The organism is Mesorhizobium sp. CNPSo 4684, from assembly GCF_057784315.1.
Window position 1 is genome coordinate 70,484 of record NZ_JBWLUX010000020.1, and the last position, 25,591, is coordinate 96,074.

Genomic DNA, 25,591 nt, shown 5'->3' on the forward strand with positions numbered 1-25,591 from the left:
GCGCATGAATTTCCAAGCCGGTTATGGCAGCTTGCGGGATGTTTCCGGGGCGCGCGAGGAGCCCCGGAAACAATTTTTCGAGATGGATGCGGCTCAGAGTTTCGGGTTGAGCAGCGCGTCGATCTTCGGCTCTTTCATGTTGGCCTTGGTCACCAGATTGGCGCCGGTGTCGACATTGGCTTCGACCTTCTCGCCCTTCGAGGCGGCGAGTGCGGTCTTGATGCCGTCATAGCCCATCCGGTAGGGGTCCTGGACGACGAGGCCGGAGATGACGCCGTCATTGAGGAACTTGATCAGCTTCTCGTCGCTGTCGAAGCCGATCAGCCCCACCTTACCGGCAAGGTTGTTCTCGGCGATCGCCTGGCCGACGCCCTGCGCCATAATCAGGTTGGACGCGAAGATGCCCTTGAGGTCCGGATTGGCGGTGATCAGGTCGGTGGCGATGTTAAGGCCGGTGGTGGCCTGGCCGTCGGCATACTTGTCGGCGACCAGTTCAAGGCCTGGATATTTGGCCTTGAGCTGTTCCTTGAAGCCCTGTGCGCGCTGTTCGAGCGAGCCGGCGCCGGGCAGTGCGGTGATCAGTGCAACCTTGCCCTCGACCTTGCCACCATTGGCGGCGCCGATGGCAGCGGCAAGACCGTCAGCTGCGACGCGGCCGCCCTGGACGTTGTCGGTGGTCAGGAACGAGGTGAAGGCCTTGGAGTCGGCGCCGGAGTCGATGCCGATGACCTTGACCTTGGTGGCGGCCTCGTCGATCGGCTTGCCGAGCGCCTTGGCCTCGGTCGGGGCGATGACGACGGCAGCCGGGTTGCCGGCAACGGCGTTCTCGAGGATCGAGATCTGGCCGTTGACGTCCGTCTCAGCCTGGGCGCCGAGTTCCGGCACGTTGACGCCGAGGTCCTTGCCGGCCTTGCGGGCGCCGGCCAGAACGATCTGCCAATAGAAGGACGTGGTGTCCTTGACGATGATCGGAATGGTCACATCCGCCGCCGAAGCCGGCGCCGTGTGCAGCGCACCGGCAAGCATCGAGGCGGCAGCGAGCGCGACGAGTGAGCGGCGGTTGAGAATGCTGGTCACAAACTTCATGAGGGTTCCTCCCTAGATCGCCCGGTGAAGGTTACGGAAGCTCCATTCGGATAGGCGCGGCCCAAACAGAACTTTATCAATAAAAAACAGTTACCGCTTTTTGATAGTGCATCGATCCAGTCGACGCAAGCGGTGTTTCATATCAGCCTGCGCATGGCTCGGCGGAGAAGCCTCCTTGCCGATCCTCAATGCCACGTCCAGACGCTCCCGACCCTCCTTGATGGAATATTAATTCCATCATCTAGTCAATATGGAATGTTCATTCTTTCTTGAGAATCACGCGATCGTCGTCATCCGAGTTCCTGAACGACGGTGTAAGGAGCATATTTTGCGAATTCCGTTTGCGGCACCTCGATGTCGAACAGGTCGAGATTGCGTGTCAGATTGGCGGCTTTGGCTGTTCCGGTCAGTACGCTGGCCACGACCGGTTCGTACAACGGGAACTGCAGCGCGGCCGCCGCCAGCGGATAGCCACCCTCGGTGGCGATTTTCTCCATCGCGCCGACGCGCTCCAAGATGTCCTCCGTCGCCGGCGCATAGTCGAAATGCGCGCCATGTACGGGGCCGGTCGCCAGGATGCCGGAGTTGAAGACGCCGCCTATGATCAGCGAAATCTGCCGCTGCCGGCAGAGCGGCAAAAGGTCGGCCTCGGCCGAGCGATCGAGCAGCGAATAACGGCTGGCGAGCAGGATGCAGTCGAGCGGGGCTTCGCGCAGCACGTCGAGACAGATTTGCACCTCGTTGACGCCGAGCCCATAGGCGGAAATGACGCCGGACGATTTCAGCTCTTCCAGAGCCTTCAAGCCGCCATCCATCAGCTGGCGAAAATGCACTTTCGTCTTCTCGACACCATGCGTGTAGGTGCCGATGTCGTGAACAAACAGGATGTCTATCCGGTTTAGCCCGAGCCGCGCATAGGAGAACTCGACCGAGCGCATGATGCCGTCATAGGAATAGTCGTAGTCGAGCGCGAAAGGCAGCGGGTCGACGTAGGAATGATCGGGAACCTGATCTTCCGGCACGGGGTGAAACAGGCGCCCGACCTTGGTCGACAGAACATAGGAGTCTCGCGGCTTGTAGCGCAGGAAATCACCGGTCCGCCGTTCCGACAGGCCGAAGCCATAGAAGGGCGCGGTGTCGAAATAGCGCAAGCCGGCTTCCCAGGCGGTCTGCAGCGTCTCCATCGCCGCCTCGCGCGGGCAGGCCCGGTAGAGGCCGCCGATCGCCGCCCCGCCGAAGCTTATCTCGGTGACCTCGAGCGCAGTCGTGCCGATGCGGCGTTTGTCCATCCAAAGCCTCCCCTTGCGGACTCACTTTTGCAGCCCGTAGTTTTTTGGTCAGTGTTTTAGAGTGTTGCGCCGAGGTGCCACGGCACGAATTCGTTGTCGCCGTAGCCGAACGCCTCGCTCTTGGTCTTGCGGCCCGACGCCGTCTCGACGATCAGTTCGAAGAGCTCACGGCCCATGCCGGCGATGGTCTTTTCACCCGAGGCGATGACGCCGCAATTGACGTCCATGTCCTCTTCCATCTGGTGGTACATGGTCGAGTTGGTGGCGACCTTGATCGACGGCGTCGGCCGGCAGCCGAAGCAGGAGCCGCGGCCGGTGGTGAAGACGATGATGTTGGCGCCGCCCGCCACTTGGCCGGTCGCCGAGACCGGATCGTAGCCGGGCGTGTCCATGAACACCAGGCCGCTGCCGGTGACCTTCTCGGCATAGCCGAAGACGCCGTTGAGCGGCGTCTGGCCGCCCTTGGCGACCGCACCCAGCGACTTCTCCAGAATGGTGGTCAGGCCGCCGCGCTTGTTGCCGGGCGAAGGGTTGTTGTCGATCGAGGCACCATGCTTGGCGACGTGGTCCTCCCACCATTTGACGAAACCGTCGAGCTTCTTGGCGATCTCCGGCGTTGCCGCGCGATAGGCGAGCAGATGCTCGGCGCCATAGATCTCCGTCGTCTCGGACAGGATGCCGATGCCGCCGACGCCGGCCAGGATGTCGACGGCCGCACCAAGTGCTGGATTGGCCGTGATGCCCGACATGCCGTCGGAGCCACCACATTGCAGGCCGACAACGATCTCGCTGACCGGGATCGGCTCACGCTGCAATGTGCCGACTTCCTCGGCGATCTCGGCGAGCACGCCCATCGCCTTCTCCACCGATTTGCGCGAGCCGCCGGCGTCCTGGATGTTGAAATGGCGTTTTCCGGCGGCCGCACCCTTCTGGCCGTAAAGGGTGAGCTGGTTGACCTCGCAGCCGAGACCGACCATCAGCACGCCGCCGAAATTCGGATGGCGGGTATAGCCGGCGAGCGTGCGATGCAACACCATCATGCCATCGCCGGTGGCGCTCATACCGCAGCCCTGGCCATGGACGATCGGTACGAAGCCGTCGATCCCCGGATATTTCGGCAAGAGCGTGCGGTTGGCTTCGTCGGCAATGGCATGGCAGACGGTGGCCGAGCAATTGACGCTGGCAATGATGCCGATGAAGTTGCGGGTGCCGGCGCGGCCGTCGGCGCGGCGATAGCCCATGAAGGTGCGGGCACGATCGGCTTCCGTCGCGTGCACGGCCTCGCTCGGCGGCACCACCGGCAGGCGGCCGCTCTCGAAAACCAGATTGTGCGAATGGACATGGTCGCCGGGCGCGATGTCCTGCGTGGCACGGCCAATGGCCTGGGCATACTTGACCACCGCCTCGCCGGCGGCGATAGGCTTGATCGCCACCTTGTGGCCGGGCTCAATCAAGGCCGTGGCGACGGCGCCGCCGGGCAGGGCGGTGCCGATCTCGATGCGGCCATTGGCGACCGCGACATTGTCGGCGGGGGACAGAAGAATGCTTTTCGAGGCGTTCACGGGCAGTTTCCTGGGTCTGTTCCTGGGGGGATGCGCGGATTGACACGCGTCTGTTTCCATATAATGTCTTTTATCGGGAAAAAACATTTGTGCGTCAATTGTTTTTTCAGGAGGAGACCATGCATCCGATGGACGCGTGGCTTGTAGGGAGCCGCGTCTGACACGCAAAGCGTTTTGCTTTGCCGGGTCATGCGCTAGGACATAGTGATATCGCGCTTCAAGCCAGCCACAGCAAGCGCCGGCGCGCAACGGGCCAGGGATGTCGAAGAGCAACAACGTCTACAAGGACGCTTACAACAGGGGTCTGCGGCTGCTCGATGAAACGCAGAGCCTGCCGTCGGAGCCGGAGCTTGGCACTTTGCTTGGGGTCAGCCGCACCACGGTGCGCACCATCCTGGCGCGCATGGAAGAGACCGGGCTGATCGCCTGGAACAAGCGCAACAAAACGGTGCTCAGGGCGCCGAAGCCTGACGATTTCTTCCCCGAGGAAGAGACCGACACGCTGGCTCAGATCATCGAGCGCTCGTTCATGCGCAGGCTGCTCGTCGGCGGCGCCGAGGCCGGCATGCAGATCAACGAGCTAGAGCTGGCGCGCGAGATCGGTGTTGGCACCACCAGCGTGCGCGAATTCCTGATCCGATTCTCCCGCTTCGGCCTGATCGAGAAGCGACGCAACAGCCATTGGGTGCTGAAAGGCTTTACGCGCGCCTTCGCGCTCGAACTCACCGAAATCCGCGAGATGTTCGAGATACGCTCGGCGGCGGCCTTTGCGGCGCTGCCGCAAGACAGCCCGGTGTGGGCCGATCTCGACCGCCTGGAGGACGAGCACCGGCTACTGGCCAGCGAGATCGCCACCCGCTTCAACGAATTCTCGGAGCTTGACGAGCGCTTTCACCGGCTGATCCACCGCGCCTCGCACAATCGCTTCATCGTCGATTTCTACGACGTCATCGCCATGATCTTCCACTACCACTACCAGTGGAACAAGGCGCAGGAGCGCGAGCGCAACGAAGTCGCGGTTGGCGAGCATCTGGCCTATATCGTAGCCCTGAAATCGCGCGATCTCGGCAAGGTCGATGCCGCCTGCCGCAAACATCTGAAGTCGGCGCGCAACACGTTGCTGACCTCGATTCCGGAAATCGGTCGGATCGCTTCTTAACGCGCCGCGTTGCCGCAGCGATGATTTGGCGATTTTCCGGCCACGTAACGCGTGCTAGGTATCTGCCGTTGCTGCGTGAAGAGGCAGGTATTTGAACATCCGGCGCCAAAGATGGAGCATGACGGCCGCGTTTGTCGCGGCTTGTGTATTGCTGCTCCAGTCGACGCTCGGCGCCTTTGCCTTCGGCACGGCGCCGGATGCCTCGCAGCTCGACGCCTTCGGCAACGTCATCTGCACCCATGAGGGAGCGGTCCAGCTTCCCGGAGGCGATCCGCACCAGCAGCATATGCCGGCATGCTGCATGCTTGGCTGCAGCATGGCCTCGGTTGCCTATGCGCCGCCGCCCGATGTCGGCCTGGTCCAGGTCAGCCTGTCCTTCGAGACTGTTTCCTTTGTCGTTCCGATAACCAGGCATCTCGATTTCACACGCGAGCGTTCTCCGGCCAATCCGCGCGCGCCGCCGGTTACGGCCTGAAACTGCGGCATCTCGCGTAACCTGCGCGAATGACAATCATCCAATGACCGATATCGTTCGCGACCGGAAACGGCGCGACCTCATATTCATGGAGCCTACCCATGCCCCATTTTCTTCGTGCCGCCGCGCTCGCCTTTGCACTTGTATTCGCAGGCGGCGCCCATTTCGCCTTCGCGCATGAGTTCAAGGTCGGTGACATCGAGATCGAGCATCCCTGGTCGCGCGCCACGCCGGCCGGCGCCAAGGTCGCCGGCGGCTATTTCACCATCGTCAACAAGGGCAGCGCGCCGGACCGGCTGCTGTCGATTGCCTCCGACATTTCGGCAAAGGCCGAATTGCATGAAATGGGGGTGAAGGATGGCGTCATGACCATGCGCCCGGTCGAAGGTGGCCTGGACATCCCGGCGGGCGGCAAGGTGACGCTGGGACCCGGCGCTTACCACATAATGTTCATGGATCTGAAGCAGCCGCCCAAGGAGGGCCAGATGTTTGCCGCCACGCTGACCTTCGAGAAAGCTGGAGCGGTGACTGTCGAGTTTGCCGTGCAAGCCATAGGCAGCGCACCGCCTCAGGAAGACAACGACTGACCAATTATTGCCAACCGATTTTCGAGAGGGACCATCATGAACAAGTATCTTTTGCCGGCCGCTGTATTCCTTGTCCTGGGGACGAGTGCCGCCTTCGCCCATATCACGCTTGAAACGCAGGAGGCCGCGGTCGGCTCGACCTACAAGGCCGTGCTGCGGGTGCCGCATGGCTGCGACGGCAAGGCGACGATTGCCGTGCGCGTGCAGATCCCGGAAGGGGTGATCGCGGTGAAGCCGATGCCGAAGCCCGGCTGGACGCTGCAGGTCAAGAACGGCAAATACGAGAAATCCTATCAGCTCTATGGCGAGGCGGTGACGTCGGGCGTCAAGGAAGTCGACTGGAGCGGCGGCAGCCTGCCGGATGAATTTTACGACGAATTCGTCTTCCGCGGCACGCTGGCCGCCGATCTGCCGGTCGGCCAAAAACTCTATTTTCCGGTGGTGCAGGAATGCGATGGCGCCACTACGCGTTGGATAGAGATTCCGGCTGCTGGCCAGGATGAAGATGCGCTGGAAGATCCGGCGCCCGGCCTCAACCTGCTGCCCAAGAAGTGATGCATTGGCGGCGCGCTGCTTCGAAGCGGCGCGCCACTGTTTTGGTGGATGGCATGAGCGTGGCCTGTTTCCAGCGGATAGAACGGACAGTCGGCAGGTGCTTCGGCCTGCTGGCCACGATCCTGCTTCTTGCCGTCCTCGCCACGCCAAACCAGGCCTTTGCCCATGCGGCACTGATCAAGGCCGACCCGTCCGACGGCGCTGTGCTTGCGCAAACGCCGACGCAATTTTCGCTGACCTTCAGCGAGCCCGTGTCGCCGCTGGTGCTGGCCCTAGTCCGGCCCGACGGTACGCCTGTTGCGCTGACCTCGTTCCGGCTCAACGACCAGACGGTCGCGATCGACAATCCGCAAAAACTCGAGCCGGGCACACATGTCTTGAGCTGGCGGGTGATTTCCGCCGATGGCCATCCGGTCGCGGGCTCGGTGCTGTTTTCCGTCGGCGCGCCAAGCGCGGCGCCGGCAGTGGCGGAGGCCGTCGACATGGATCTGTGGTCGGCGATCTGGACCGGCAAGGTTCTTCTCTACATCGGGCTTTTCCTCGGCGTCGGCGGCGCCTTCGCGCTGACATGGCTGGCGCAAGGTGTGCACTCAGGCCAGCGTTTCGTCATTGCCGCAATCCTCTGCGGTCTGGTAGCCGCCCCGCTGTCGCTCGGGTTCCAGGGGCTGAATGCGCTGGGCGCACCGCTCGCCCGGCTGGCGCAACCGGTGGTCTGGCGGACCGGACTCGGCACCAGCTTCGGCTGGACGGTGCTGATTTCGCTGGCGGCGCTTGGGCTTGGTCTTTTGTCGCTGGTCGGGCCGCGCGCCGGCGCCAGGCCGCTGGCGCTCGCCGGACTTGTGGGTGTCGGCGCAGCCCTTGCCGCCAGCGGCCATGCCAGTGCGGTCGAACCGCAATGGCTGACGCGGCCGATGATGTTCCTGCACGGCACCGGCATCGCCTTCTGGGCCGGGGCGCTGCTGCCGCTCGGCCTGGCGCTGAACCGACAATCGGCCGACGCCGGCGTGTTTCTGCGGCGGTTTTCACGCACGATCATGCCTGTGGTGGCGGTGCTGGCTGTTGCCGGCATCGTGCTCGCTATCATCCAGGTGCAGACTCCGGCGGCACTGGTCAACACCGCCTATGGCCGGCTGCTGCTGATCAAGCTGGCGCTACTGGTGTTTCTGTTCACGCTGGCAGCGGTCAATCGATGGCGGCTCACCGCCTTGGCCGAGGCCGGAGCGACGGAGGTGCGGCGACGGCTCAGCCGCTCGATCTCAGTCGAAATGCTGATCGTGCTCCTGATCTTCGGCGTTGCCGCCGGCTGGCGCTTCACGCCGCCGCCACGGGCGCTGGCGATCGCCGCGGCGCAGCCGACATCGACCCATATCCACACGCTGAAGGCGATGGCCGACATCGACATCACGCCCGGCCATGCCGGACAGGTTGCTGCCTCCATCGTCATCATGGACGGGGATTTCGGACCGCTCGACGCCAAGGAAGTGACGCTGGTGCTGTCCAAGCCCGATTCCAGCATCGAGCCGATAAAACGGCCGGCAACCAAACCCGGCGACGGCACCTGGCGGGTCGACAATCTCGTCATCCCGGTACCCGGCCGCTGGACGGCGCGGCTCGACATTTTGGTTTCGGACTTCGACATCGTGAAGATAGAGGCGCCGATCGATATCCGGCCGTAAAGCCGGACTGCCATACGGCACCGCGCGAGTTGGGCGAGACAATCCACCCAACACAAATCGGCGAGGCGGTTGACGCGGCCCGAAAGGGCCGTCAATCATCCCCGCAAATCGCGGGCTCAAACAAACAAAATTCGAAAACAGGGAAGAAACGATGGAAAAAGCCGAAATCGGCCTGATCGGCCTTGGCACGATGGGCTCCAACCTGGCGCTCAACATTGCCGAGCACGGGCACCGCATCGCCGTCTTCAACCGCACCAAGGCGCGCACGGATGCCTTCCTCGAAAGCGCCGGTGCACTCAGGGACATGGTAGTGCCCTGCTACAGCCTCGAGGAACTCGCCGAAGCCATCCGGCCGCCGCGTCCGATCATCATCATGGTGCTGGCCGGCAAGCCGGTCGACGAGCAGATCGAAGCGCTGCGCGGCGTGCTGTCGGCCAACGACATCGTCATCGATGCCGGCAACGCCAATTTCCGCGATACGATGCGGCGCTTTTCCGAATTGTCGGGCTCGGGCCTGACCTTCATCGGCATGGGTGTGTCCGGCGGCGAGGAAGGCGCGCGGCACGGGCCGTCGATCATGGTCGGCGGCACCGAAGAATCCTGGAAGCGCGTCGAAAGCGTGCTGACCGCGATCTCGGCCAAATTCAAGGCCGAACCGTGCGCTGCCTGGCTCGGCACTGATGGCGCCGGGCATTTCGTGAAAACCATCCACAACGGCATCGAATACGCCGACATGCAAATGATCGCCGAGATCTACGGCATTTTGCGTGACGGCCTCGGCATGGGGCCGAAGGAGATCGACAAGGTCTTCGAAGACTGGAACAAGGGCCGGCTCGATTCGTACCTGATCGAGATCACCGCCAAGGTGCTGGCCGCCGACGATCCGAAGACCGGCAAGCCGGTGGTCGACATCATCCTCGACCGCGCCGGCCAGAAAGGCACCGGTAAATGGTCGGTCATCGAGGCGCAGCAGCTCGGCATTCCGGCGACGGCGATCGAAGCAGCGGTGGCGGCACGCGTGCTGTCGTCGATCAAGGATGAGCGCCAGGCTGCGGAAAAGGCCTATGGCAATATCGGCGTGACCAGGATCTCCGGCGACAAGACGGCACTTCTGAAAGACCTGGAGCTGGCGTTGCTCGCCGGCAAGATCGCCGCCTATGCGCAAGGTTTCGCGGTGATGAGCGGCGCCTCGAAGGAGTTTAACTGGAACCTGCCGATGCCGACCATCGCCAAGATCTGGCGCGCCGGCTGCATCATCCGCTCGCAGATGCTCGACACGATGGCGGAAGCCTTCGGCTCCGGCGGCGCTGCCACCAACCTCCTGATGGCGCCGGCCTTCATCGCCATGATGCAGGAGGCGCATCCGTCGCTCCGGCGCATCGTCGCCAAGGCTTCCGAGGCCGGCTCGCCGGTCCCGGCTCTGGCGTCGGCGCTCGCCTATTTCGACAGCTACCGCCAGGGCCGCGGTACCTCAAACCTGATCCAGGCGCAGCGCGATTTCTTCGGTGCGCATGGCTTCGAGCGCATCGGCGAGCAGGGGGCTTTCCATGGACCGTGGGGCAGCGGTGCTGCTGGGTAGAGTCGTGCCAGTCAGCTTTGATAGGCGACCACGTCGCCTGGCTTGACCACGGTCTGCAAAGAGCCCGGTGCCGCGCCGCCTATCCAGCCCAGCACGGCGCGGGCAAGCTCGGTGCCCGCGAGGCGGAAGTCTTCGTTGACGATCAGCAACTCCCGGCGGAACAAATGCAGCAGTTCCGACGACTGTTTCGAAACCACATCGACGTCGCGGCCGAGTTTCAGGCCGGCATCCTCGATTCCGGCGACGACGGCCAGCGTCGCGGCGGCGGCGCTGCTGACGAAGCCGTCCGGCCTGACCTCCCGGCGCATCAGCTGGGCAGTCCGCGTCCTGATCTGATCGATCGACTGGTCGATTGAAACGGTGTTGAACGGCACTTCGCTGGCGTCGACCTCGCCCAGCGCATCGACAAAGCCGTTCACCGTGTGGCCGTAATAGGTGAGCCCCACAGGCGGTGTCACCAGCGCCAGCCGGCGCCGGCCGATGCCGGCCAGATGGCGAACCGCCTCGGCGGCGAAGGCGTAATTGTCGAAGTCATGATAGGGGTGGACGAGCCCCATATCGGTGCGGCCATGCGTGGCAAAGGGAATGCCGCGCTCCAGCATGTAGCGGGCGCGTGGGTCATTGGGCTGCGTGCGCGAAATGATGACGCCGTCGGCCGATCCCGTCTCGACCAGATACTTCACCGGATCCAGCGGATCCTGCGAGCGCGAATAGGGCGTGACGATCAGGTGATAGGGCGTGTCGGCAATGACCTCCGAGACACCGTAGATTATGTCCGAGACAAAGCTCATGATCTCGCGCTCGGTGTTGAGCACGAGGCTGATGACATTGGTCTTGCCGGTCCGCAGGCGCACGCCGGCACGGTTTGGCCGGTAACCGATCTGCCTGGCGACGAGCTGGACGCGCCGCCTGGTCTCGGCGCCGATCTCGGGCGCATCCTTCAACGCACGCGAGACGGTGGTGACGCCGAGCCCGGTCATGAAGGCAAGCGTCTTCAACGTCGGGCGCTCATGCGCCGACGCCTCGTCGTCCTTGTCCGTCTGGTCCCTGTCCATTCGTCCCGCCCCGTCAGGGGCATAGCAGCCGCCGGCTCTGCCGACAATCGCTTCCATGACGATGTGGCACGGCGGTTCACTCGTTGAGCGTCAGTATACTGAAACGTTACAGATTGCCAATCTTGCCACCGCAGGCCCCCTAATTCATGGTGCCGGTAGTGTTTTCGGACCGGGCCGAAGCCACGCGAGAAAACGAGGCCTAGGGTGAATTTCTTGCACTGCAGCATGATTTTGCAGCGCAGCAGCGGGTTTTGTTCTGGATTTGCCGACTTACGCGCAAGGAATTTGTTCGCGTCTCGAAAAAATATCAAACCAGCTTACGTCGAGGGGTTGCGCGCACCGCACAATTGCCGTATCGAAAATCTGTAACGTTTCAGATTCTGGGAGGAACCGAAATGCGCTATAAACTTTTGACCGCTGCCTTTGCCGCGACGGCCGCGTTGCAATTTGCCGGCCAGGCCAGGGCCGCGGACCTGGAGGTTATCCACTGGTGGACGTCGAAGGGCGAGTCGGCGGCGGTCTCGCAGTTCGCAAAGGCCTTCGACAATGACGGCCATGGCGACAAGTGGGTGGACAGCGCGATTGCCCTGGGCGAAACCGCCCGCTCGACCGTTATGCAGCGCGTGCTCGGCGGCGATCCGCCTGGTGCGGCTCAATTCAATCCCGGACGGCAGTACGAGGAACTGATCTCGGGCGGGAAACTGCTCGACCTCACGGATGTCGCGACCGCCGGCAAATGGGACCAGATCATTCGCCCGAAGGCGATCGGCAGCGCCTGCCTCGTTGACGGTCACTGGTGGTGCGTTCCGGTCAACATTCATTCGAACTACTGGGCCTGGTACTCCAAGCCGGTGTTCGAGAAAGCGGGTGTGCCGGAGCCGAAGAACATGGCCGATTTCATCGCGGCGGCGCCCAAGATCAAGGAGGCAGGCTTCATTCCCTTCGCCATCGGCGGCGATGGAAACGGCTGGCAGATCCAGTTGCTCTTCCAGGACATGGTTACCGAGGCTCTCGGTGTCGCCAAGCGTGACGAGATGTATACCAAGAAGAGCGCCGAAATTGCCGGCAGCCCCGAGATGAAAGGCGTCTTCACGCAGTTGAGGGCCCTGAAGCAGTTCACCGACAACGGCTACGCCAACCGCAACTGGAACGACACCACCAATTTGGTGATCACCGGCAAGGCCGGACTTCAGGTGATGGGCGACTGGGCGCGCGGCGAATTCGCGGCCGCCGGCATGACCGGCGTCAAGGATTTCGGCTGCATGATCGGCCTGAACGAGGCCAAGCCGGTGGTCAGCACCGACGGCGACATCATCGTTTTCTTCAAGCAGAACAATCCAGACGTCGAAGCCGCGCAGAAGCGTCTTGCGGCGCTCCTCATCAGCCCGGAGGTGCAGGTCGCCTTCAACAACGCCAAGGGGTCGATGCCCGTGCGGGCCGATGTCGACATGTCGACGGCCGACCCGTGCATGCAGAAGTCACTGAAAGCGGTGGAAGACCCGGCCAACATCGTCACGGCGACGAACCGGTTCATCACAGAGAACACGAACCAGCAGATCAATGAGCTCGTCGCGCAATACTTCGCGGACGACTCCATGACAGCTGACGACGCCACTGCGAAGTTCGCTACCGTCATCGGCAATTCCGACTAGGAGCCGATCAGTACACAGAGGCGCCGCCCTTTGCGGCGGCGCCTCTGTGGCCTACGGGCAGACAATCGCAGGACGGGAAGCAGCAGTGGTCCGAGCCCGGTGGTTCGGACAGCGCTGACGTTCACGTCGGCAGACTGCCCCCGAGTGTCGGCTGAAGCGGAGAAAGAATGACGATGCAGAAGAGCTGGAGGCGCAGATTTCACCTGCCCGCCGTCATCGGGACGATACCGATGATTCTCGTCGCCGTCGGCGTGTTCGTGATCGGAATCGGCTTCTCAGTGCTATGGTCGTTCACCAGCTCCAAGCTCTTCCCCACCTACGATTTCGTTGGTCTGGCGCAATACAGGCGCCTTTGGGCCGATAGCCGCTGGCTCGTCTCGGTCAACAACATATGGTTCTTCGGCCTGATGTCCATCACCTGCAACATGGTGTTCGGCTACCTGCTTGCCGTTTTCATGGACCAGCGCATCCGCCAGGAAGACCTGTTCCGCTCGATCTTCCTGTATCCATTCGCCATGTCGCTGATCGTCACCGGGCTGGTTTGGCAATGGGTGCTCGACCCCAACCTCGGCCTGCAGGCGGCGCTCCGCAATTTGGGCTGGTCGAGCTTCAGTTTCGCTCCGCTGGTCGATGCCGAGACCGCAATATACGCGCTGGTCGTGGCGGGCATCTGGCAGGGCTCGGGCGTGACGATGGCGATCCTGCTTGCCGGCCTGCGCGGCGTTGACGAGGATATCTGGAAAGCGGCGAGGGTCGACGGCATCCCGACCTGGCGCACGCACCTTTCCATCGTGGCGCCGATGATGAAGGGCGCGTTCGCCACTGCCTTCGTTCTCCAGTGCGTAAGCGTGGTGCGCGTCTACGACCTGGTGATCGCCATGACCGGCGGCGGTCCCGGCATCGCCACGTCCATGCCGGCAGTCTACGTCATCCAGCTCATCACTGTGCGCCAGAACGTCGGCCAAGGCATGGCTGCGGCAACGATGATGCTGCTGCCGGTCCTGGTCGTGCTGGCCTTCGGCGGAATCATACTATGGCGGCGAAATCGGGAAGCGATCACATGACCGCCGGCCAGATCACCACAATTCAGCCTACGCAAGAAGCCGCGGACCAGGCCGCGCAGCCCTTCGGGCCGAAACCGCGACAGATATCGGCCGGCCGCATCGGCCTTTATGCCTTCCTGGTCGTGGCGGCTCTCTTCTTCCTCATCCCGGTCTACATCATGATTGTCACCTCGCTGAAGGGGATGCCGGAGATCAGGCTGGGACATCTTTTCAACCTTCCGGGCGAGCCGACCTTTCAGCCCTGGGCCGATGCCTGGCTGCATGCCTGCACCGGCCGCGACTGCAACGGTCTCAGCCCAGGCTTTTACAATTCGGTGAAGATCACCCTGCCTAGCGTGGTCATCTCGATCATCTGCGCGTCGATCAATGGTTACGCGCTGACCTTCTGGCCTTACAAGGGCGCCAACCTGCTCTTCGGCCTGCTCGTGTTTGGCGCCTTCGTGCCCTATCAGGTGGTGATCTATCCGTTGATCATCGGCCTGAGCTCGGTCGGGCTGTTCGCGTCGCTGCCTGGTATAATCATCGTGCACACGATCTTCGGAATGCCCATCCTGACGTTGCTGTTCCGCAATTTCTACGCGGCGATACCGGTCGAGCTGTTCAAGGCAGCGCGCGTCGACGGTGCGGGTTTCTGGCGCATCTTCTTCTACATCATGCTGCCGATGTCGGTGCCGATCACTGTCGTCGCCGTTATCCTGCAGGTCACCGGCATCTGGAACGACTTCCTGTTCGGTGTCGTGTTTGCCGGGCGGCCCAACTGGCCGATGACGGTGCAGCTCAACAACATCGTCAACACCACGACGGGCGTGAGGGAATACAATGTCAACATGGCGGCCACCATTCTGACGGCGGCGGTCCCTCTGATCATCTATTTCGTCTCCGGACGGTGGTTCGTGCGCGGCATCGCCGCCGGCGCGGTGAAAGGCTAGTGGATATGGCGCAGAACGGCACCAGCGTATCGATCCAGGATTTGTCGTTGAGTTTCGGCGCGGTGTCCGTGCTGCACACGCTGAATCTCGATGTCGCCGAAGGGGAATTTGTCGTGCTGCTCGGCCCGTCCGGCTGCGGCAAGTCGACCTTGCTCAACTGCATCGCCGGGCTGCTCGACATTTCCGATGGCCGCATCTTCATCAAGGGCAAGAACGTCACCTGGGAAGAGCCAAAGGACCGCGGCATCGGCATGGTGTTCCAGTCCTATGCGCTCTACCCGCAAATGACGGTGGAGAAGAACCTGTCCTTCGGCCTGCGCGTTGCCGGCGTGCCCAGGGACGAGATCGCCAAGCGCATCGCGCGCGCCGCAGAGATCCTGCAGATCGAGCCGCTGCTGCAGCGCAAGCCGGCGGCATTGTCCGGCGGCCAGCGCCAGCGCGTGGCGATCGGGCGGGCGCTGGTGCGTGACGTCGACGTCTTCCTGTTCGACGAGCCGCTGTCCAATCTAGACGCCAAGCTGCGCTCGGAACTGCGCGTCGAAATCAAGCTTCTGCACCGCAAGCTGCAGAACACGATGATCTATGTCACCCACGACCAGATCGAGGCGATGACTTTGGCCGATCGCATCGCCGTCATGCGCGGCGGCGTCATTCAGCAGCTCGACGCGCCGCAGACGATCTACAACCGGCCGGTCAACCGCTTTGTCGCCGGCTTTCTCGGCTCGCCGGCGATGAATTTCCTCGAAGGGGAACTGGAGGCCGGTCCGACGTTCAAGACGGACGGTGTTTCGGTGCCGCTTGAGCGCTATGCCTTTGACGGTACGGAGCGCCCCACCGGCGCTTGCGTGCTCGGCATCCGGCCCGAACACATCGCCTTCGGTGACGCGGCGAAGTCGATGCCGTTTTCCGCCAGCGGTTCCGTCGAGATCGTCGAGCCGATGGGTTCCGACACGCTGGTGTGGACCAAGCTCGGCGGCCGCAACCTTTCGTTCCGCGTCGAGGCGGAACGGACGCTGCGCAGCGGCGATCCGGTCCAGTTCGGTTTCGATCCGGCGCGCGCCTCGCTGTTCGACGCGGCGACCGGCAATCGGCTGTAATTTTTGAAAATCATCCCAATCACATCCCCCAAGAACGATCCCCCAAGACGTAACCAACCAAGAAACGGATAAAGACGATGAACTGGTCATTCCAACTCTACAGCGCCCGCAATTTTCTGCCCTGGGACGGCATCCTCAAAATGCTGGGCAAGGTCGGCTACAAGGAAGTCGAAGGCTTCGGCGGCGTCTATGACGACCCCAAGGCGTTCCGCGCCGAGCTCGACAAGAACGGGCTTGCGATGCCGACCGGGCATTTCTCGATCGATGCGCTGGAGAACGATTTCGACGGCGTGCGCAAAACGGCCGACGCGCTCGGCATCACGCTGGTCATCTGCCCCTATCTCATGGCCGAACAACGGCCGGCCGATTCCGCCGGCTGGCGCGGCTTTGGCGAGCGCCTTGCCAAGGTCGGCGAAACCGCAAAAAAGGCCGGTTACGGCTTTGCCTGGCACAACCATGATTTCGAGTTCAAGAAGCTCGCCGACGGTTCGGTGCCGCAGGACCACATCCTGTCGGCCGCACCGGACATTGGCTGGGAGATGGACGTCGCCTGGGTGATCCGCGGCGGCGTCGATCCGCTGCCCTGGATCGAAAAGCACGGCAAACGCATCAGCGCCGTCCATGTCAAGGACATGGCCAAAGCAGGCGAAGGGCTTGACGAGGATGGTTGGGCCGATGTCGGCCACGGCACCATTGACTGGGCCGGCCTGATCAAGACACTGCGCGCCAAGAGCGCGGCCAAATATTACGTCATGGAACAGGACAACCCCAACGACATCGAGCGCTTCGCCAGCCGCTCGCTCGCTTCCGTCAAGGCTTACTAGGAACAATCATCATGGCAAAGAAACTGGGTATCGGCGTCATCGGCTGCGGCAACATCTCGAAGGCGTATTTCTCGCTGGCGCCGCTGTTTCGCGGCATCGAGATGCGCGCTTGCGCCGACATCAACATGGACGCGGCGAAGGCACGGGCGAAAGAGTTCAAGCTGCGCGCCGAAACTGTCGACGAACTGCTCAAGGACGACGAGATCGACATCATCGTCAACCTGACCATCCCAGCGGTGCATTACGAGGTGTCGAAGCAGATCCTCGACGCCGGCAAGCATGTCTATTCGGAAAAGCCGTTCGTGCTGTCGATCAAGGAAGGGCTCGACCTGAAGAGCCGCGCCGAGAAGAAGGGTCTGCGCATCGGCTCGGCCCCGGACACTTTCCTCGGCGGCGCGCACCAGCTGGCGCGCAACCTCATCGACAATGGCACGCTGGGCAAGATCACCAGCGGCACCTGCCACGTCATGGGTCACGGCATGGAGCACTGGCACCCCAATCCGGATTTCTTCTTCCAGCCGGGTGCGGGTCCGGTGCTCGACATCGGACCGTATTACATCACCAACCTGATCCAGTTGATCGGCCCGGTAAAACAGGTGGCGGCCGTTGCGACGACCCCTGCCAAGGAACGCACCATCAGCTCAAAGCCGCGTGCGGGAGAAAGGATCCCGGTCAACACGCCGACGACCATCCACGGCCTGCTCGAGTTCGAGAATGGCGCGGTGATCACGCTCAACACCAGTTGGGACGTTTGGGCCCACGGTCATGCGCCGATGGAACTCTATGGCGAGGCGGGTACGGTCTATGTGCCGGATCCGAATTTCTTCGGCGGCGACGTGCGCATCACCGAGGCTACCAAGCCGGTGAAGAAACTGCCGAAATGGAAGCATCCGTTCGGCGTGCCGAACGAAATGCACGGGCAGGGCATGATGGCCAATTACCGCACCGCAGGCCTTGCCGACATGGCGCTGGCAATCGCCGAGGGCCGGCCGCACCGCTGCTCGATGGAACTGGCACTGCATGCGGTCGACGTCATGACCGGGCTGTTGCGGTCGGGCGAGACCGGCAAGTTCGTCGCCATGCAGACGACCTGCGAGCGGCCGGCTGCACTCGGCGTCAAGGACGCAAAAGGGCTGTTGGCGAAGAAGAAATGAGGTAGAAGGGTGTCGGCGCGCTCGCGCCGACACCCATTCAATCCAGGATATGTACCCATGCGCTGGCAGCCGGCTGAAAACCGCTATGAGAAAATGGTCTATAACAGGTGCGGGCGATCCGGCCTGAAGCTGCCGGCGATCTCGCTCGGCCTGTGGCACAATTTCGGCAACGACACGCCGCACAAGACCAAGCAGGCGATTGCGCGCAAGGCCTTCGATCTCGGCATCACCCATTTCGATCTCGCCAACAATTACGGCCCGCCGCCCGGCTCGGCCGAGATCGCCTTCGGCGACATATTGCGCACCGATTTCGCCGGCTATCGCGACGAGCTGATCATCTCGACCAAGGCGGGTTACGAGATGTGGGCCGGTCCTTACGGCGAATGGGGCAGCCGAAAATATGTGCTGGCCAGCCTCGACCAGAGCCTGAAGCGGATGGGGCTCGACTATGTCGACATCTTCTATTCGCATCGCTTCGACCCGGATACGCCGCTGGAAGAAACGATGGGCGCGCTCGATCATGCGGTGCGTTCGGGCAAGGCGCTCTATGCCGGCATCTCGTCCTACAATTCGCAGCGCACGCGCGAGGCGGCCGACATCTTGAAGCAGCTCGGCACGCCCTGCATCATCCATCAGCCGAGCTATTCAATGCTCAACCGCTGGGTCGAAGAGGACGGGCTGCTCGATACGCTGGAAGGGCTCGGCGTCGGCTCGATCGTGTTCTCGCCGCTGGCGCAAGGCATGCTGACCGACAAATATCTCGGCGGCATCCCCGAGGGCAGCCGCGCTGCCCAAGGCAAGTCGCTGCGTCCCGCCTTCATCAACGACAAGACCATCGCCAACATCAAGGCGCTGAACGCGATCGCCGGCAAGCGTGGCCAGACGCTGGCGCAAATGGCGCTGGCCTGGGTGCTGCGCAAGGGCCGGGTGACCTCGGCGCTGATCGGCGCCAGCCGGCCTGAACAGGTCGAGGACTGCGTCGGTGCGCTCAAGGTGCTCGAGTTCAGCGACGCCGAGCTCGCCGAGATCGACACTTACGCGCGCGAGTCCGACATCAATCTGTGGGCGGCTTCGGCGGAGCGCAAAGGCCCGCCGAGGAAGTAAGCACAGCCGGCAAACGATACGAATCAAAACGGCGGGAGGATCCCGCCGTTTTGCATTTTCATGAGACGATGAACCGTTCTTGCCTCAGGGCTTCTTGGCGGTGCCGAGACCAGCCTTGGGCGCTGCCGCGGGGGCCGGAGCGAGGGTCTTCATCTTGGCTTCGATCCAGCCGGTGTAGTTGGCCAGCCGCGTGTAGATGCCGTAGGCGTTCTTGTGGCCGCAGGCGGCGGTGCCGTCGGACGGACCTTCGCCCCAGCTGACGACGCCGACCTGGACCGGACCGTCGGCGCCGGTCATGAACAGCGGCCCGCCGCTGTCGCCGTTGCAGGCGTCGCGTTCGCCGCTGTCGGTGCCGGCGCAGATCATGTTGTTGGTCAGCGGATCCGACATGTCGGCGGCAATCGCATCGGCAGCGGCATCGATGCCCTTTTCCGAATAACGCATGCGGTGCGAGAGGTCGCTGAGCGCCGCCTTGAGGTCGCGTGCATAGATCGACTTGATGCCGCTGTTGCAGGCAGCGCTCGGCTCGAGATCGAGATCGGCGACCATCAGCGCGGTCGGGAAAGTCCCGTCCTGCATCTTGCCCCAGCCGATCACAGTGGTCTTGCCGCTGTCAGGCGTCGGCTCATTGGTGATCTTGATGACCGGTGCGTCAGCCGGCTCGGCCAGCCGGAGCAGGCCGAGATCATTGTCCAGTGTCTGTTCGCTGTAGTTCTCGTTGACGATGACCTCGACCACCTTGTAGCGCTTGCCTTCGGTGAGATCGGTGGCGCCGGTTAGCACGGTCACCGTCTCGGGCGAAATCGGCCGGCCCTTGTCGTTGAGGCAGTGCGCCGCTGTCAGCACCCATTGCGGCGCGATCAGGCTGCCGCCGCAGAATTGCGCATTCGGCTGTGAGGCCGGGCTGGGATCCAGCCGGGCGGTGGTCAGCAGCGCGACCTGGAATGGATAGGCGCCCTTGTCGGCTTCCTTGCCGCCATAGACGCGGTCGGCGCCGTCGGGGTTCTCAGCCTTGGCCTTGTCCCTGGCTTCGGCGACGCGTTGCATCGGCGAGACCGCCGCTTCCGGCCTGACCGCGGCGTCAGCCGCCTGCAGCGCGTTGACGGCGGGAAAAGCAGCCGCGATGCCCAACAGCGATGCAGCGGCGAGCGGCCTGAACCGATGGAAAATGTTCACCTTGAAACCTCCTGAATGAAAATTGGCGGGCGATGCCAAGCTAGCGCAAAATCAGCCTGGGCGAACCGGTACGCCGCTCGCATCTTGCGCCATATCGAACGGCGCGCGAGCGGTCATAAAACCGAAACACCACTTTTGCTAATCGTGCCCGTCGGGCAGAGCCCACCCAAACCCTATAGCCCCCCACGGGCTACGTGGGAGCGATTTGTCATTGCCAATGTTGGATTATTTTAGGCAGTATATCGACGCGGATGTGTTTGGCGGAGGACTTTAACGAGGCCGTTCGGAACGATGATCCGACACGGGCGGGTAACCAAACTGACTTTTTAACGCCACCACGATCTCGACAATATTTCTGTATTTTGATCCACTCCTTGCTGACTTTTGGGAGAGTCTCACCATGACAAAACTGACAAGCACTATCATTGCGTCCGCATTGCTATCCACCGCACTGTGGGCGATGCCCGCCTTCGCCGCCGATCCCGGCTCCGCGAATGCCGGCAACGGCGAAAGCATGCGCGATGTCGGGACGGGCGACTACCAGCCTGGCCGGGCAAAACCGATCGCGCCGCCGAAGCTGACCGAAGACGAAGCCAGCCGGGCAGCGCCGCTGACCGACGAGGCAACGGCGGTCAAATCCTATGGCATCGTCGGCCGTTCCTCGGATGGCAAGGACATCAAGATCGATGCCGGCGAGACGCTGAAGGACCTTGTCATCAAGGAACTGAATGCGCCGGCCAACGCACCGAATGCCGACAAGACGGGGCTGACGGGCGGCGACGAAGCCGGCCGCCAGGTGTTCGGGGCAGACGACCGCGAGCAGATCAAGAACACCAAGACCTACCCGTTCACCGCGATCGGCTATATCGAAGGCAAAGCCAAGAGCGGTTATGGCAGCTGCTCCGGGACCTTGATCGGTCCGCGCACGGTGCTCACCGCCGCGCATTGCCTCTACAGCAATGAAGACAAGGCCTGGCTCGACGACGTCATCTTCGTGCCGTCGCTCAACGGCAACACCGCAGACGATGCACCGTTCGGCGCTTTCTCCTATGAGAGCGTCTACATCCTTCAGGGCTTCATCGACAATTATCAGGGCTACTACGGCTCGGTCATTCCGTGGGACCTCGGCATCATCACGCTGAAGCAGGATATCGGCACCAATCTCGGCTGGCTGGGCTATGCCAACTATGAGGATCTCGGCGATTTCACCGCCAACATCATCGGCTATCCCGGTGACAAGCCGATGGGCACGATGTGGAAGGCGACCTGCGAGGTGCACGCCGAAAACATCGGTATGGAGTATTTCCAATACGACTGCGACACCTATCCGGGGTCGAGCGGCAGCTCGGTCTACGCCTATGACAATGGCGCCAAGCAGCGCGTCGTCACCGGCGTAAACGTGGCTGAAAGCCCGAATGCCAACACCGCCGTGCGCCTGAACGCCGCCAACGTGCAGTGGATCAACAGCCTGTACAAATAAGACCCGATCTTTCGCCGGCAAACAGCGGCGAGAACCGGCAGTACCAAACCGGCGACGGGACCCTTCCCGTCGCCGTTTTTTGCATCGAAATCGCTCCCTTGCACAGTTTTGCGGCGGCGCTTACGCCAGGCGATCCAAGGGTTGGGAAGGATGGCGCGGGCAGGAATGATCTTCGGGGTCAGGGTGATGGCGGCCGTATCCATGCTGGCCGCACTGACATGTTTTTCCGCTATGGCCGATCAAGGTGGGGCATTGCCGTTGCCGAGATAGCCGCGAATGGTGCGCAGCGTTACCCCACTCTGCCAGTCCCAGATTCGGATGGTCTTGTCGTCCGACGACGAGACCAGTTCCTGGCCGTCCGGCGTGAAGGCAAGGTCGGTCACCCTCGCACTGTGACCACCGGTGTTGAGATCGAGATGGAAATCGAGGTCTTCGGCACGCGCGATCGACGCCAGCGCCAGAAGACCGACCACGATCAGTCACCGGAAAGCACGCAAGGGATAAGAGCTGCCCGGCACCTTCATTGCGCCGCTATTTGGAGTCAGCGGGAGGCGAGCCGTGGCGTACATAGTTCTCGATCGCCTGGGCATAGTTCGCGGAACCGGTCTTGCGCTCCTTTTCTATGTAGCCGGCAAAGTAGCTCCAGAACGACACCGCATAGTCGCGGAAATAGGCGTCGGCAACATCGCGCGAGCAGAGCTTTCCCTCGACACAGATGGAGAGACGGTTGAGGAAATAGACGATGCGGTCGAAATTGTCGTTGAAATCGGCGATCGGCATGGTGCCGCCCCCGGCCGTCATTGCCTCGATGCCGATGCGTTGCCGGAACACCTGTTCCTCGGTCGGCGACGGCGTGGCGCTGAGCAGATTGTCATATTTGGCGTTGAGCGCCGCCAGCCGCTCCTTGAGCGCGCGTTGTGCCTGCTGAAAATCCTTGCTTTCCCAGAGCTCGACCAGCGACATCGTCTGCTCGACGCGCTTCTGTTCCTGGTTTGCCAGAAACTGGAAGACCGAGAAGGCGAGGGTGAAGATGATCGCCAGCCGCACGGCGAGGCCCGACCAGGCATAGGCCAGCATGCGCCAGTCGCGGTCGGTGAACGGGTTGGATTCCTTCTTGATCTCGTGGCTGCTCGGCCACGGAAAACCTTCGGTGGTTTCCGGCAAGGTCTCCGGCTTCTTGTTCGATGCCGGCACCGGCAGGGCCGGCCGTTTTTGTGTTGCAGTGCCCCCCGGCTTTTTCATCCGCAGCTGTCCAGTTGGATGGTGGCGGAGGGATCGAGCACGATGCCGGGCGCCTCCAGTTTCTTTTTCAGGCAATCGAGCTGCGTGCGCGAAATCATGAACTGCACGTCCGGTTCGACAGCCGCCTTGTTGGGTGACGGCAAGGGCTCGACCACGCCGCGCGAGGCGCAGCTGGAGAGATCGACGACGACGGCCGTGCTGCCGGTCTTGGCGATCTGGTCATACTGGTCGAGAAAGCAGGTGGCGAGCTCGGAATTGGTGACGACCTGCTTGACGCACAAGCCGCAGGTTTCGTCCGCCGAGGCACTGGCAACCAGCAACAAGCCGGCGGCAAGGCCGGTGATCGCTGCACGCCAGGAAAGCACGGGGATAGTCACTGATGTCCTCATCTGTTGCGTTCCGCTTCGGCACATCGAGGCGCTTCGAACCGGGAAATGTTCATATATCACGGCCTTGGCGCAAGAGCCGACAAAGGATGTCGGTCCGTTGCAGCTCAGGCGCGCGGCACCGTCTCCATCGGGAAGATCATCACCGCGCCCCTTGGTCCGCTTTTGTCGGCAAGCCGCATCACCGAGCGCGTCGCCGGCGCCATGCCGATGTCTGCGAGCATGTCTGAGAAGCCCGGCGTCCCCGAGGCAGCCCGCGTCACGGCACGGACGCCGTCCTGGGCAAGGAAACTCAGATCCTCTTTTTCGCTCTGCGGCGGCGCCTCGGTCAGCACGGCAATCATCCGCTCCATGCCGAAGCTGGTGTCGGTGAAGGCAAGCAGTCCTTCCTTCAGGCCCTGGTCTGCCTGCTGGTTGATCGGCGCCAACCGCTCGGAGACGATGTGAGTGATCGAATAGTCGCTGCCGATATAGAGCACGTTGATGTCGACGAACTCGTCGGACTCGTTCCTGGCCGCAATGTGCACCTGGTCGCCCGGCGAAACGCGCGGCACGGTCGAGGATTCGATCGGCTCCATCGCGCCGCTGTCCTGGCGCTTGATCAGGAACTGGACGCTGACTTCGTCCGGCCGGTAGTCGGAAGCAGCGGCGAGCCGCGACAGGCCGGTGGCGCGGAAGATCGTGGTCAGGTTCTTGGCGGTGTTTTCCGCGAGTTTGTCGCGCCCATCCTGATGGATGACGATGCGCGGCGGCTTGCTGCCGTCCTTCAGGCTGATGTCGCCCGACGCCGGCAGGAACCATAGCGCCGGCTCATCGCTGGCGTCGGCGGCAGCGCCGGCAATGGACTTTTCGCGCAGAACCGCCAGCCGCAAATCGGCGCTCTTGCCGGGCTCGACCAGCGCGATGTGGAAGCCGGAATTCGGCTTCGCCGCCAGTTCATCCAGAACCGAATTGACCAGCCCGGTTTCCTTTTCGAGCCCCGCGGTCGGCGCCGGCTTTGCCACCAGCAGCTTGTAGTCGACGGCAAGTTCGGCAACGCGTGCATAGGCGCCGGCGGGTACCGCCGTCGGCGCAAGCGCCGGCTTGCCGTCGAACTCGACCGGCTTGAGGTTGCTTTCCAGGTTCCTCGCCGATTGCACTTCCAGATAGCCGACCGCGTCGGACAGTTTCGACAGCGCCGAAGGCAGGATGGCGAGCTTGCTGCCGGGGGTAAGCCCCTGCAGCAGCCCTGCGCCGATCGCGACATCGCCATCCTTGACGGCAATTGGCCATTGCATGATTGCGTCGGTCTTGTCGGTGCCGAACACGCGGGCGTCGAGCTCGCCCTCGAACAAGGGCGTCGGCCTTGTGCGGCCGTCAGCCGAATATTGCTGCAGAACGGCCTGGCCGAGCTGGCGATAGGTGACGTTGGGGTTCTCGGCCAGCTTCGACAGGATGGTGAAGGTGAACAGGCCAAAGCGCGGCGCGTCGGGCGTACCCTTGGGCAGCGGCATTTCCGGCGTCGTTTCGACCGTCTGCGCGGCATAGAAGGCAACCAGCTTACCCCTGGCGACCGGCTCGGCGCCGGTCGGCGTCAGGTTGAAGGCCGGCTTGCGGCCGCCATTCTCGTCGAAACCGCGCGATGCGCTGACCGTGATGTCATCATAGGCCTTCACGGCTGCAGCCCTGGCCGCATCGTCGCCGCCGACGAGATCGGCGAATTCAACCTTGCGGTCCAGTTCGTCATCAACTTCCGCGGCACGCGTTGCAGTGCCGGAATGGCAGCAATCGAACACGACCCAGACAAAGGCGCCCTTGTCGCGGATGGCGTCGAGCGCGGTGCCGACCTCGTTGTCGACCAGCGCGTTGGGCACGCCTTCCTCGCGGTTGATCCATTTGTCGATGTCGGAGGGCAGGAAAATCTCGTCGAGGCCATCTGTCTCGTCGCCGGCCTTGGCTTGCGGCTGCTGGGCGCCGTGGCCCGACAAATGCAGATAGACGAAATCGTCGCGTTGCACCTTGCCGGCGAGATCGGCAAGGGCGGCCTTGATCGCCGCATGGGTCGGCGGACCGTTGGCGCCTTCGACATCCTTGGCGAGCAAGGTGATGTTCTCGGCCGAGAATTTCACCGGATCGGGCGTGTTCTTCAAGAGATAGTCGCGGACCAGGCCGGCATCGTTCTTGGGTCCGATCAGCCAGTTCTTCTGCGGCAGGTTCGGATAGTCGGTGCAGGCAACCAGCAGCGCATGATAGGTGCGCGAGGCGGCGAGGGTGCGGAACGAAACCGTACCGGCGGCCACAAGCGCCGACGTGCCGACGAGCAGCGTCCGTCGTGTCAATTTGATCATGATTGCTTCCCCAAGCCCGATCGAATTTCCAAGTGCGCTACCCCTCGTTGAGAATTTTGTCAGTATTTTGAATGTGGTTAGTGCCGTCAACCGGCGGTGGCGGTCGACGTGTCGATGGCGATAACGGAAACAG

General features: G+C 62.7%; 23 protein-coding genes. 14 read left to right on the forward strand and 9 right to left on the reverse strand.

Annotated features, from left to right (window positions below; translation table 11 throughout):
• Positions 1–93 precede the first annotated feature (93 nt).
• From AC04SG_RS19755 to AC04SG_RS19765, 3 genes are all read right to left on the reverse strand, one after another.
• Complete coding sequence (locus AC04SG_RS19755; protein WP_192259213.1) at positions 94–1,086, reverse strand: ABC transporter substrate-binding protein; 993 nt, start codon at positions 1,084–1,086, stop codon at positions 94–96.
• A gap of 290 nt (positions 1,087–1,376) precedes the next feature.
• Entirely contained in the window at positions 1,377–2,375 is a 999-nt protein-coding gene (locus tag AC04SG_RS19760) for an aldo/keto reductase (protein ID WP_488552413.1), read from the reverse strand.
• A gap of 56 nt (positions 2,376–2,431) precedes the next feature.
• Entirely contained in the window at positions 2,432–3,937 is a 1,506-nt protein-coding gene (locus AC04SG_RS19765; RefSeq protein ID WP_488552414.1) for a UxaA family hydrolase, read from the reverse strand.
• Positions 3,938–4,196: 259 nt separating this feature from the next.
• Between AC04SG_RS19765 and AC04SG_RS19770 the strand changes: the two genes are divergently transcribed.
• The 6 genes from AC04SG_RS19770 (at position 4,197) to gndA (ending at position 9,968) form a co-directional block, all read left to right on the forward strand.
• On the forward strand, positions 4,197–5,096 hold the full coding sequence (locus AC04SG_RS19770) for a GntR family transcriptional regulator (protein WP_488552415.1): 900 nt from the start codon (positions 4,197–4,199) through the stop codon (positions 5,094–5,096).
• A 118-nt stretch (positions 5,097–5,214) separates the two neighbouring features.
• Positions 5,215–5,571: a DUF2946 family protein gene (locus AC04SG_RS19775; protein WP_488552416.1), complete on the forward strand. Its 357-nt coding sequence runs from the start codon at positions 5,215–5,217 to the stop codon at positions 5,569–5,571.
• A 101-nt stretch (positions 5,572–5,672) separates the two neighbouring features.
• Positions 5,673–6,158 carry a copper chaperone PCu(A)C gene (locus AC04SG_RS19780; protein ID WP_488552417.1) on the forward strand — a complete coding sequence of 162 codons (486 nt, stop codon included), beginning with the start codon at positions 5,673–5,675 and terminating at the stop codon, positions 6,156–6,158.
• Positions 6,159–6,194: 36 nt separating this feature from the next.
• Positions 6,195–6,713, forward strand: a complete 519-nt coding sequence (locus AC04SG_RS19785; protein ID WP_488552418.1) for a YcnI family copper-binding membrane protein — start codon at positions 6,195–6,197, stop codon at positions 6,711–6,713.
• A 53-nt stretch (positions 6,714–6,766) separates the two neighbouring features.
• A complete protein-coding gene (locus AC04SG_RS19790; RefSeq protein ID WP_488552419.1) occupies positions 6,767–8,389 on the forward strand; it encodes a copper resistance CopC/CopD family protein in 1,623 nt (540 codons plus the stop codon).
• Between the two features lie 151 nt (positions 8,390–8,540).
• Complete coding sequence (gene gndA / locus AC04SG_RS19795) at positions 8,541–9,968, forward strand: NADP-dependent phosphogluconate dehydrogenase (RefSeq protein WP_488552420.1); 1,428 nt, start codon at positions 8,541–8,543, stop codon at positions 9,966–9,968.
• A gap of 11 nt (positions 9,969–9,979) precedes the next feature.
• Here gndA and AC04SG_RS19800 read toward each other — a convergent pair whose 3' ends face one another.
• Positions 9,980–11,023 (reverse strand): LacI family transcriptional regulator, encoded by a 1,044-nt coding sequence (locus AC04SG_RS19800; RefSeq protein ID WP_477343848.1) that lies wholly within the window; start codon positions 11,021–11,023, stop codon positions 9,980–9,982.
• A gap of 395 nt (positions 11,024–11,418) precedes the next feature.
• On the opposite strand from AC04SG_RS19800, the gene AC04SG_RS19805 reads away from it, so the two are divergent.
• The 7 genes from AC04SG_RS19805 to mgrA all read left to right on the forward strand — a co-directional run bounded on the left by AC04SG_RS19805 (position 11,419) and on the right by mgrA (position 18,847).
• Complete coding sequence (locus AC04SG_RS19805) at positions 11,419–12,675, forward strand: ABC transporter substrate-binding protein (RefSeq protein WP_488552421.1); 1,257 nt, start codon at positions 11,419–11,421, stop codon at positions 12,673–12,675.
• Between the two features lie 173 nt (positions 12,676–12,848).
• Entirely contained in the window at positions 12,849–13,739 is an 891-nt protein-coding gene (locus AC04SG_RS19810; protein ID WP_488552449.1) for a carbohydrate ABC transporter permease, read from the forward strand.
• Positions 13,736–14,668: a carbohydrate ABC transporter permease gene (locus tag AC04SG_RS19815; protein ID WP_488552422.1), complete on the forward strand. Its 933-nt coding sequence runs from the start codon at positions 13,736–13,738 to the stop codon at positions 14,666–14,668. The genes AC04SG_RS19810 and AC04SG_RS19815 overlap by 4 nt, the downstream gene beginning before the upstream one ends.
• 5 nt (positions 14,669–14,673) lie before the next feature.
• Positions 14,674–15,765 carry an ABC transporter ATP-binding protein gene (locus AC04SG_RS19820; protein ID WP_352559707.1) on the forward strand — a complete coding sequence of 364 codons (1,092 nt, stop codon included), beginning with the start codon at positions 14,674–14,676 and terminating at the stop codon, positions 15,763–15,765.
• Between the two features lie 77 nt (positions 15,766–15,842).
• On the forward strand, positions 15,843–16,589 hold the full coding sequence (locus tag AC04SG_RS19825; protein WP_488552423.1) for a sugar phosphate isomerase/epimerase family protein: 747 nt from the start codon (positions 15,843–15,845) through the stop codon (positions 16,587–16,589).
• A gap of 11 nt (positions 16,590–16,600) precedes the next feature.
• Positions 16,601–17,743 carry a Gfo/Idh/MocA family protein gene (locus AC04SG_RS19830; protein ID WP_488552424.1) on the forward strand — a complete coding sequence of 381 codons (1,143 nt, stop codon included), beginning with the start codon at positions 16,601–16,603 and terminating at the stop codon, positions 17,741–17,743.
• 57 nt (positions 17,744–17,800) lie between these two features.
• Positions 17,801–18,847 (forward strand): L-glyceraldehyde 3-phosphate reductase, encoded by a 1,047-nt coding sequence (gene mgrA, locus AC04SG_RS19835; RefSeq protein ID WP_352585650.1) that lies wholly within the window; start codon positions 17,801–17,803, stop codon positions 18,845–18,847.
• Between the two features lie 84 nt (positions 18,848–18,931).
• Here the strand turns inward: mgrA and AC04SG_RS19840 are convergent, their stop codons facing one another.
• On the reverse strand, positions 18,932–20,023 hold the full coding sequence (locus AC04SG_RS19840; RefSeq protein ID WP_488552425.1) for a S1 family serine peptidase: 1,092 nt from the start codon (positions 20,021–20,023) through the stop codon (positions 18,932–18,934).
• A gap of 400 nt (positions 20,024–20,423) precedes the next feature.
• Here AC04SG_RS19840 and AC04SG_RS19845 point away from each other — a divergent pair, with 400 nt between their 5' ends.
• Complete coding sequence (locus tag AC04SG_RS19845) at positions 20,424–21,503, forward strand: trypsin-like serine peptidase (RefSeq protein WP_488552426.1); 1,080 nt, start codon at positions 20,424–20,426, stop codon at positions 21,501–21,503.
• Between the two features lie 239 nt (positions 21,504–21,742).
• On the opposite strand, the gene AC04SG_RS19850 is transcribed toward AC04SG_RS19845, so the two are convergent.
• From AC04SG_RS19850 to AC04SG_RS19865, 4 genes are all read right to left on the reverse strand, one after another.
• The gene (locus AC04SG_RS19850; protein ID WP_488552427.1) at positions 21,743–21,976 is read right to left on the reverse strand and encodes a WD40 repeat domain-containing protein; all 234 of its coding nucleotides are present in this window, start codon (positions 21,974–21,976) and stop codon (positions 21,743–21,745) included.
• Between the two features lie 58 nt (positions 21,977–22,034).
• Complete coding sequence (locus AC04SG_RS19855) at positions 22,035–22,745, reverse strand: DUF4760 domain-containing protein (protein WP_192259194.1); 711 nt, start codon at positions 22,743–22,745, stop codon at positions 22,035–22,037.
• Positions 22,742–23,134 carry a hypothetical protein gene (locus AC04SG_RS19860; RefSeq protein ID WP_436261408.1) on the reverse strand — a complete coding sequence of 131 codons (393 nt, stop codon included), beginning with the start codon at positions 23,132–23,134 and terminating at the stop codon, positions 22,742–22,744. Before AC04SG_RS19860 ends, AC04SG_RS19855 begins: the two co-directional genes overlap by 4 nt.
• A 104-nt stretch (positions 23,135–23,238) precedes the next feature.
• Positions 23,239–25,458 carry a caspase family protein gene (locus AC04SG_RS19865; protein WP_488552428.1) on the reverse strand — a complete coding sequence of 740 codons (2,220 nt, stop codon included), beginning with the start codon at positions 25,456–25,458 and terminating at the stop codon, positions 23,239–23,241.
• Positions 25,459–25,591: the final 133 nt, after the last annotated feature.

What these genes read in the sequence shown, in the direction of transcription:
- AC04SG_RS19755 (WP_192259213.1), bottom strand. Translation starts at nt 1,086, where the DNA reads ATGAAGTTTGTGACCAGCATTCTCAACCGCCGCTCACTCGTCGCGCTC.
- AC04SG_RS19760 (WP_488552413.1), bottom strand. Translation starts at nt 2,375, where the DNA reads ATGGACAAACGCCGCATCGGCACGACTGCGCTCGAGGTCACCGAGATA.
- AC04SG_RS19770 (WP_488552415.1), top strand. Translation starts at nt 4,197, where the DNA reads ATGTCGAAGAGCAACAACGTCTACAAGGACGCTTACAACAGGGGTCTG.
- AC04SG_RS19775 (WP_488552416.1), top strand. Translation starts at nt 5,215, where the DNA reads ATGACGGCCGCGTTTGTCGCGGCTTGTGTATTGCTGCTCCAGTCGACG.
- AC04SG_RS19780 (WP_488552417.1), top strand. Translation starts at nt 5,673, where the DNA reads ATGCCCCATTTTCTTCGTGCCGCCGCGCTCGCCTTTGCACTTGTATTC.
- AC04SG_RS19785 (WP_488552418.1), top strand. Translation starts at nt 6,195, where the DNA reads ATGAACAAGTATCTTTTGCCGGCCGCTGTATTCCTTGTCCTGGGGACG.
- AC04SG_RS19790 (WP_488552419.1), top strand. Translation starts at nt 6,767, where the DNA reads ATGAGCGTGGCCTGTTTCCAGCGGATAGAACGGACAGTCGGCAGGTGC.
- gndA (WP_488552420.1), top strand. Translation starts at nt 8,541, where the DNA reads ATGGAAAAAGCCGAAATCGGCCTGATCGGCCTTGGCACGATGGGCTCC.
- AC04SG_RS19800 (WP_477343848.1), bottom strand. Translation starts at nt 11,023, where the DNA reads ATGGACAGGGACCAGACGGACAAGGACGACGAGGCGTCGGCGCATGAG.
- AC04SG_RS19805 (WP_488552421.1), top strand. Translation starts at nt 11,419, where the DNA reads ATGCGCTATAAACTTTTGACCGCTGCCTTTGCCGCGACGGCCGCGTTG.
- AC04SG_RS19810 (WP_488552449.1), top strand. Translation starts at nt 12,849, where the DNA reads ATGCAGAAGAGCTGGAGGCGCAGATTTCACCTGCCCGCCGTCATCGGG.
- AC04SG_RS19815 (WP_488552422.1), top strand. Translation starts at nt 13,736, where the DNA reads ATGACCGCCGGCCAGATCACCACAATTCAGCCTACGCAAGAAGCCGCG.
- AC04SG_RS19820 (WP_352559707.1), top strand. Translation starts at nt 14,674, where the DNA reads ATGGCGCAGAACGGCACCAGCGTATCGATCCAGGATTTGTCGTTGAGT.
- AC04SG_RS19825 (WP_488552423.1), top strand. Translation starts at nt 15,843, where the DNA reads ATGAACTGGTCATTCCAACTCTACAGCGCCCGCAATTTTCTGCCCTGG.
- AC04SG_RS19830 (WP_488552424.1), top strand. Translation starts at nt 16,601, where the DNA reads ATGGCAAAGAAACTGGGTATCGGCGTCATCGGCTGCGGCAACATCTCG.
- mgrA (WP_352585650.1), top strand. Translation starts at nt 17,801, where the DNA reads ATGCGCTGGCAGCCGGCTGAAAACCGCTATGAGAAAATGGTCTATAAC.
- AC04SG_RS19845 (WP_488552426.1), top strand. Translation starts at nt 20,424, where the DNA reads ATGACAAAACTGACAAGCACTATCATTGCGTCCGCATTGCTATCCACC.
- AC04SG_RS19855 (WP_192259194.1), bottom strand. Translation starts at nt 22,745, where the DNA reads ATGAAAAAGCCGGGGGGCACTGCAACACAAAAACGGCCGGCCCTGCCG.
- AC04SG_RS19860 (WP_436261408.1), bottom strand. Translation starts at nt 23,134, where the DNA reads ATGAGGACATCAGTGACTATCCCCGTGCTTTCCTGGCGTGCAGCGATC.
- AC04SG_RS19865 (WP_488552428.1), bottom strand. Translation starts at nt 25,458, where the DNA reads ATGATCAAATTGACACGACGGACGCTGCTCGTCGGCACGTCGGCGCTT.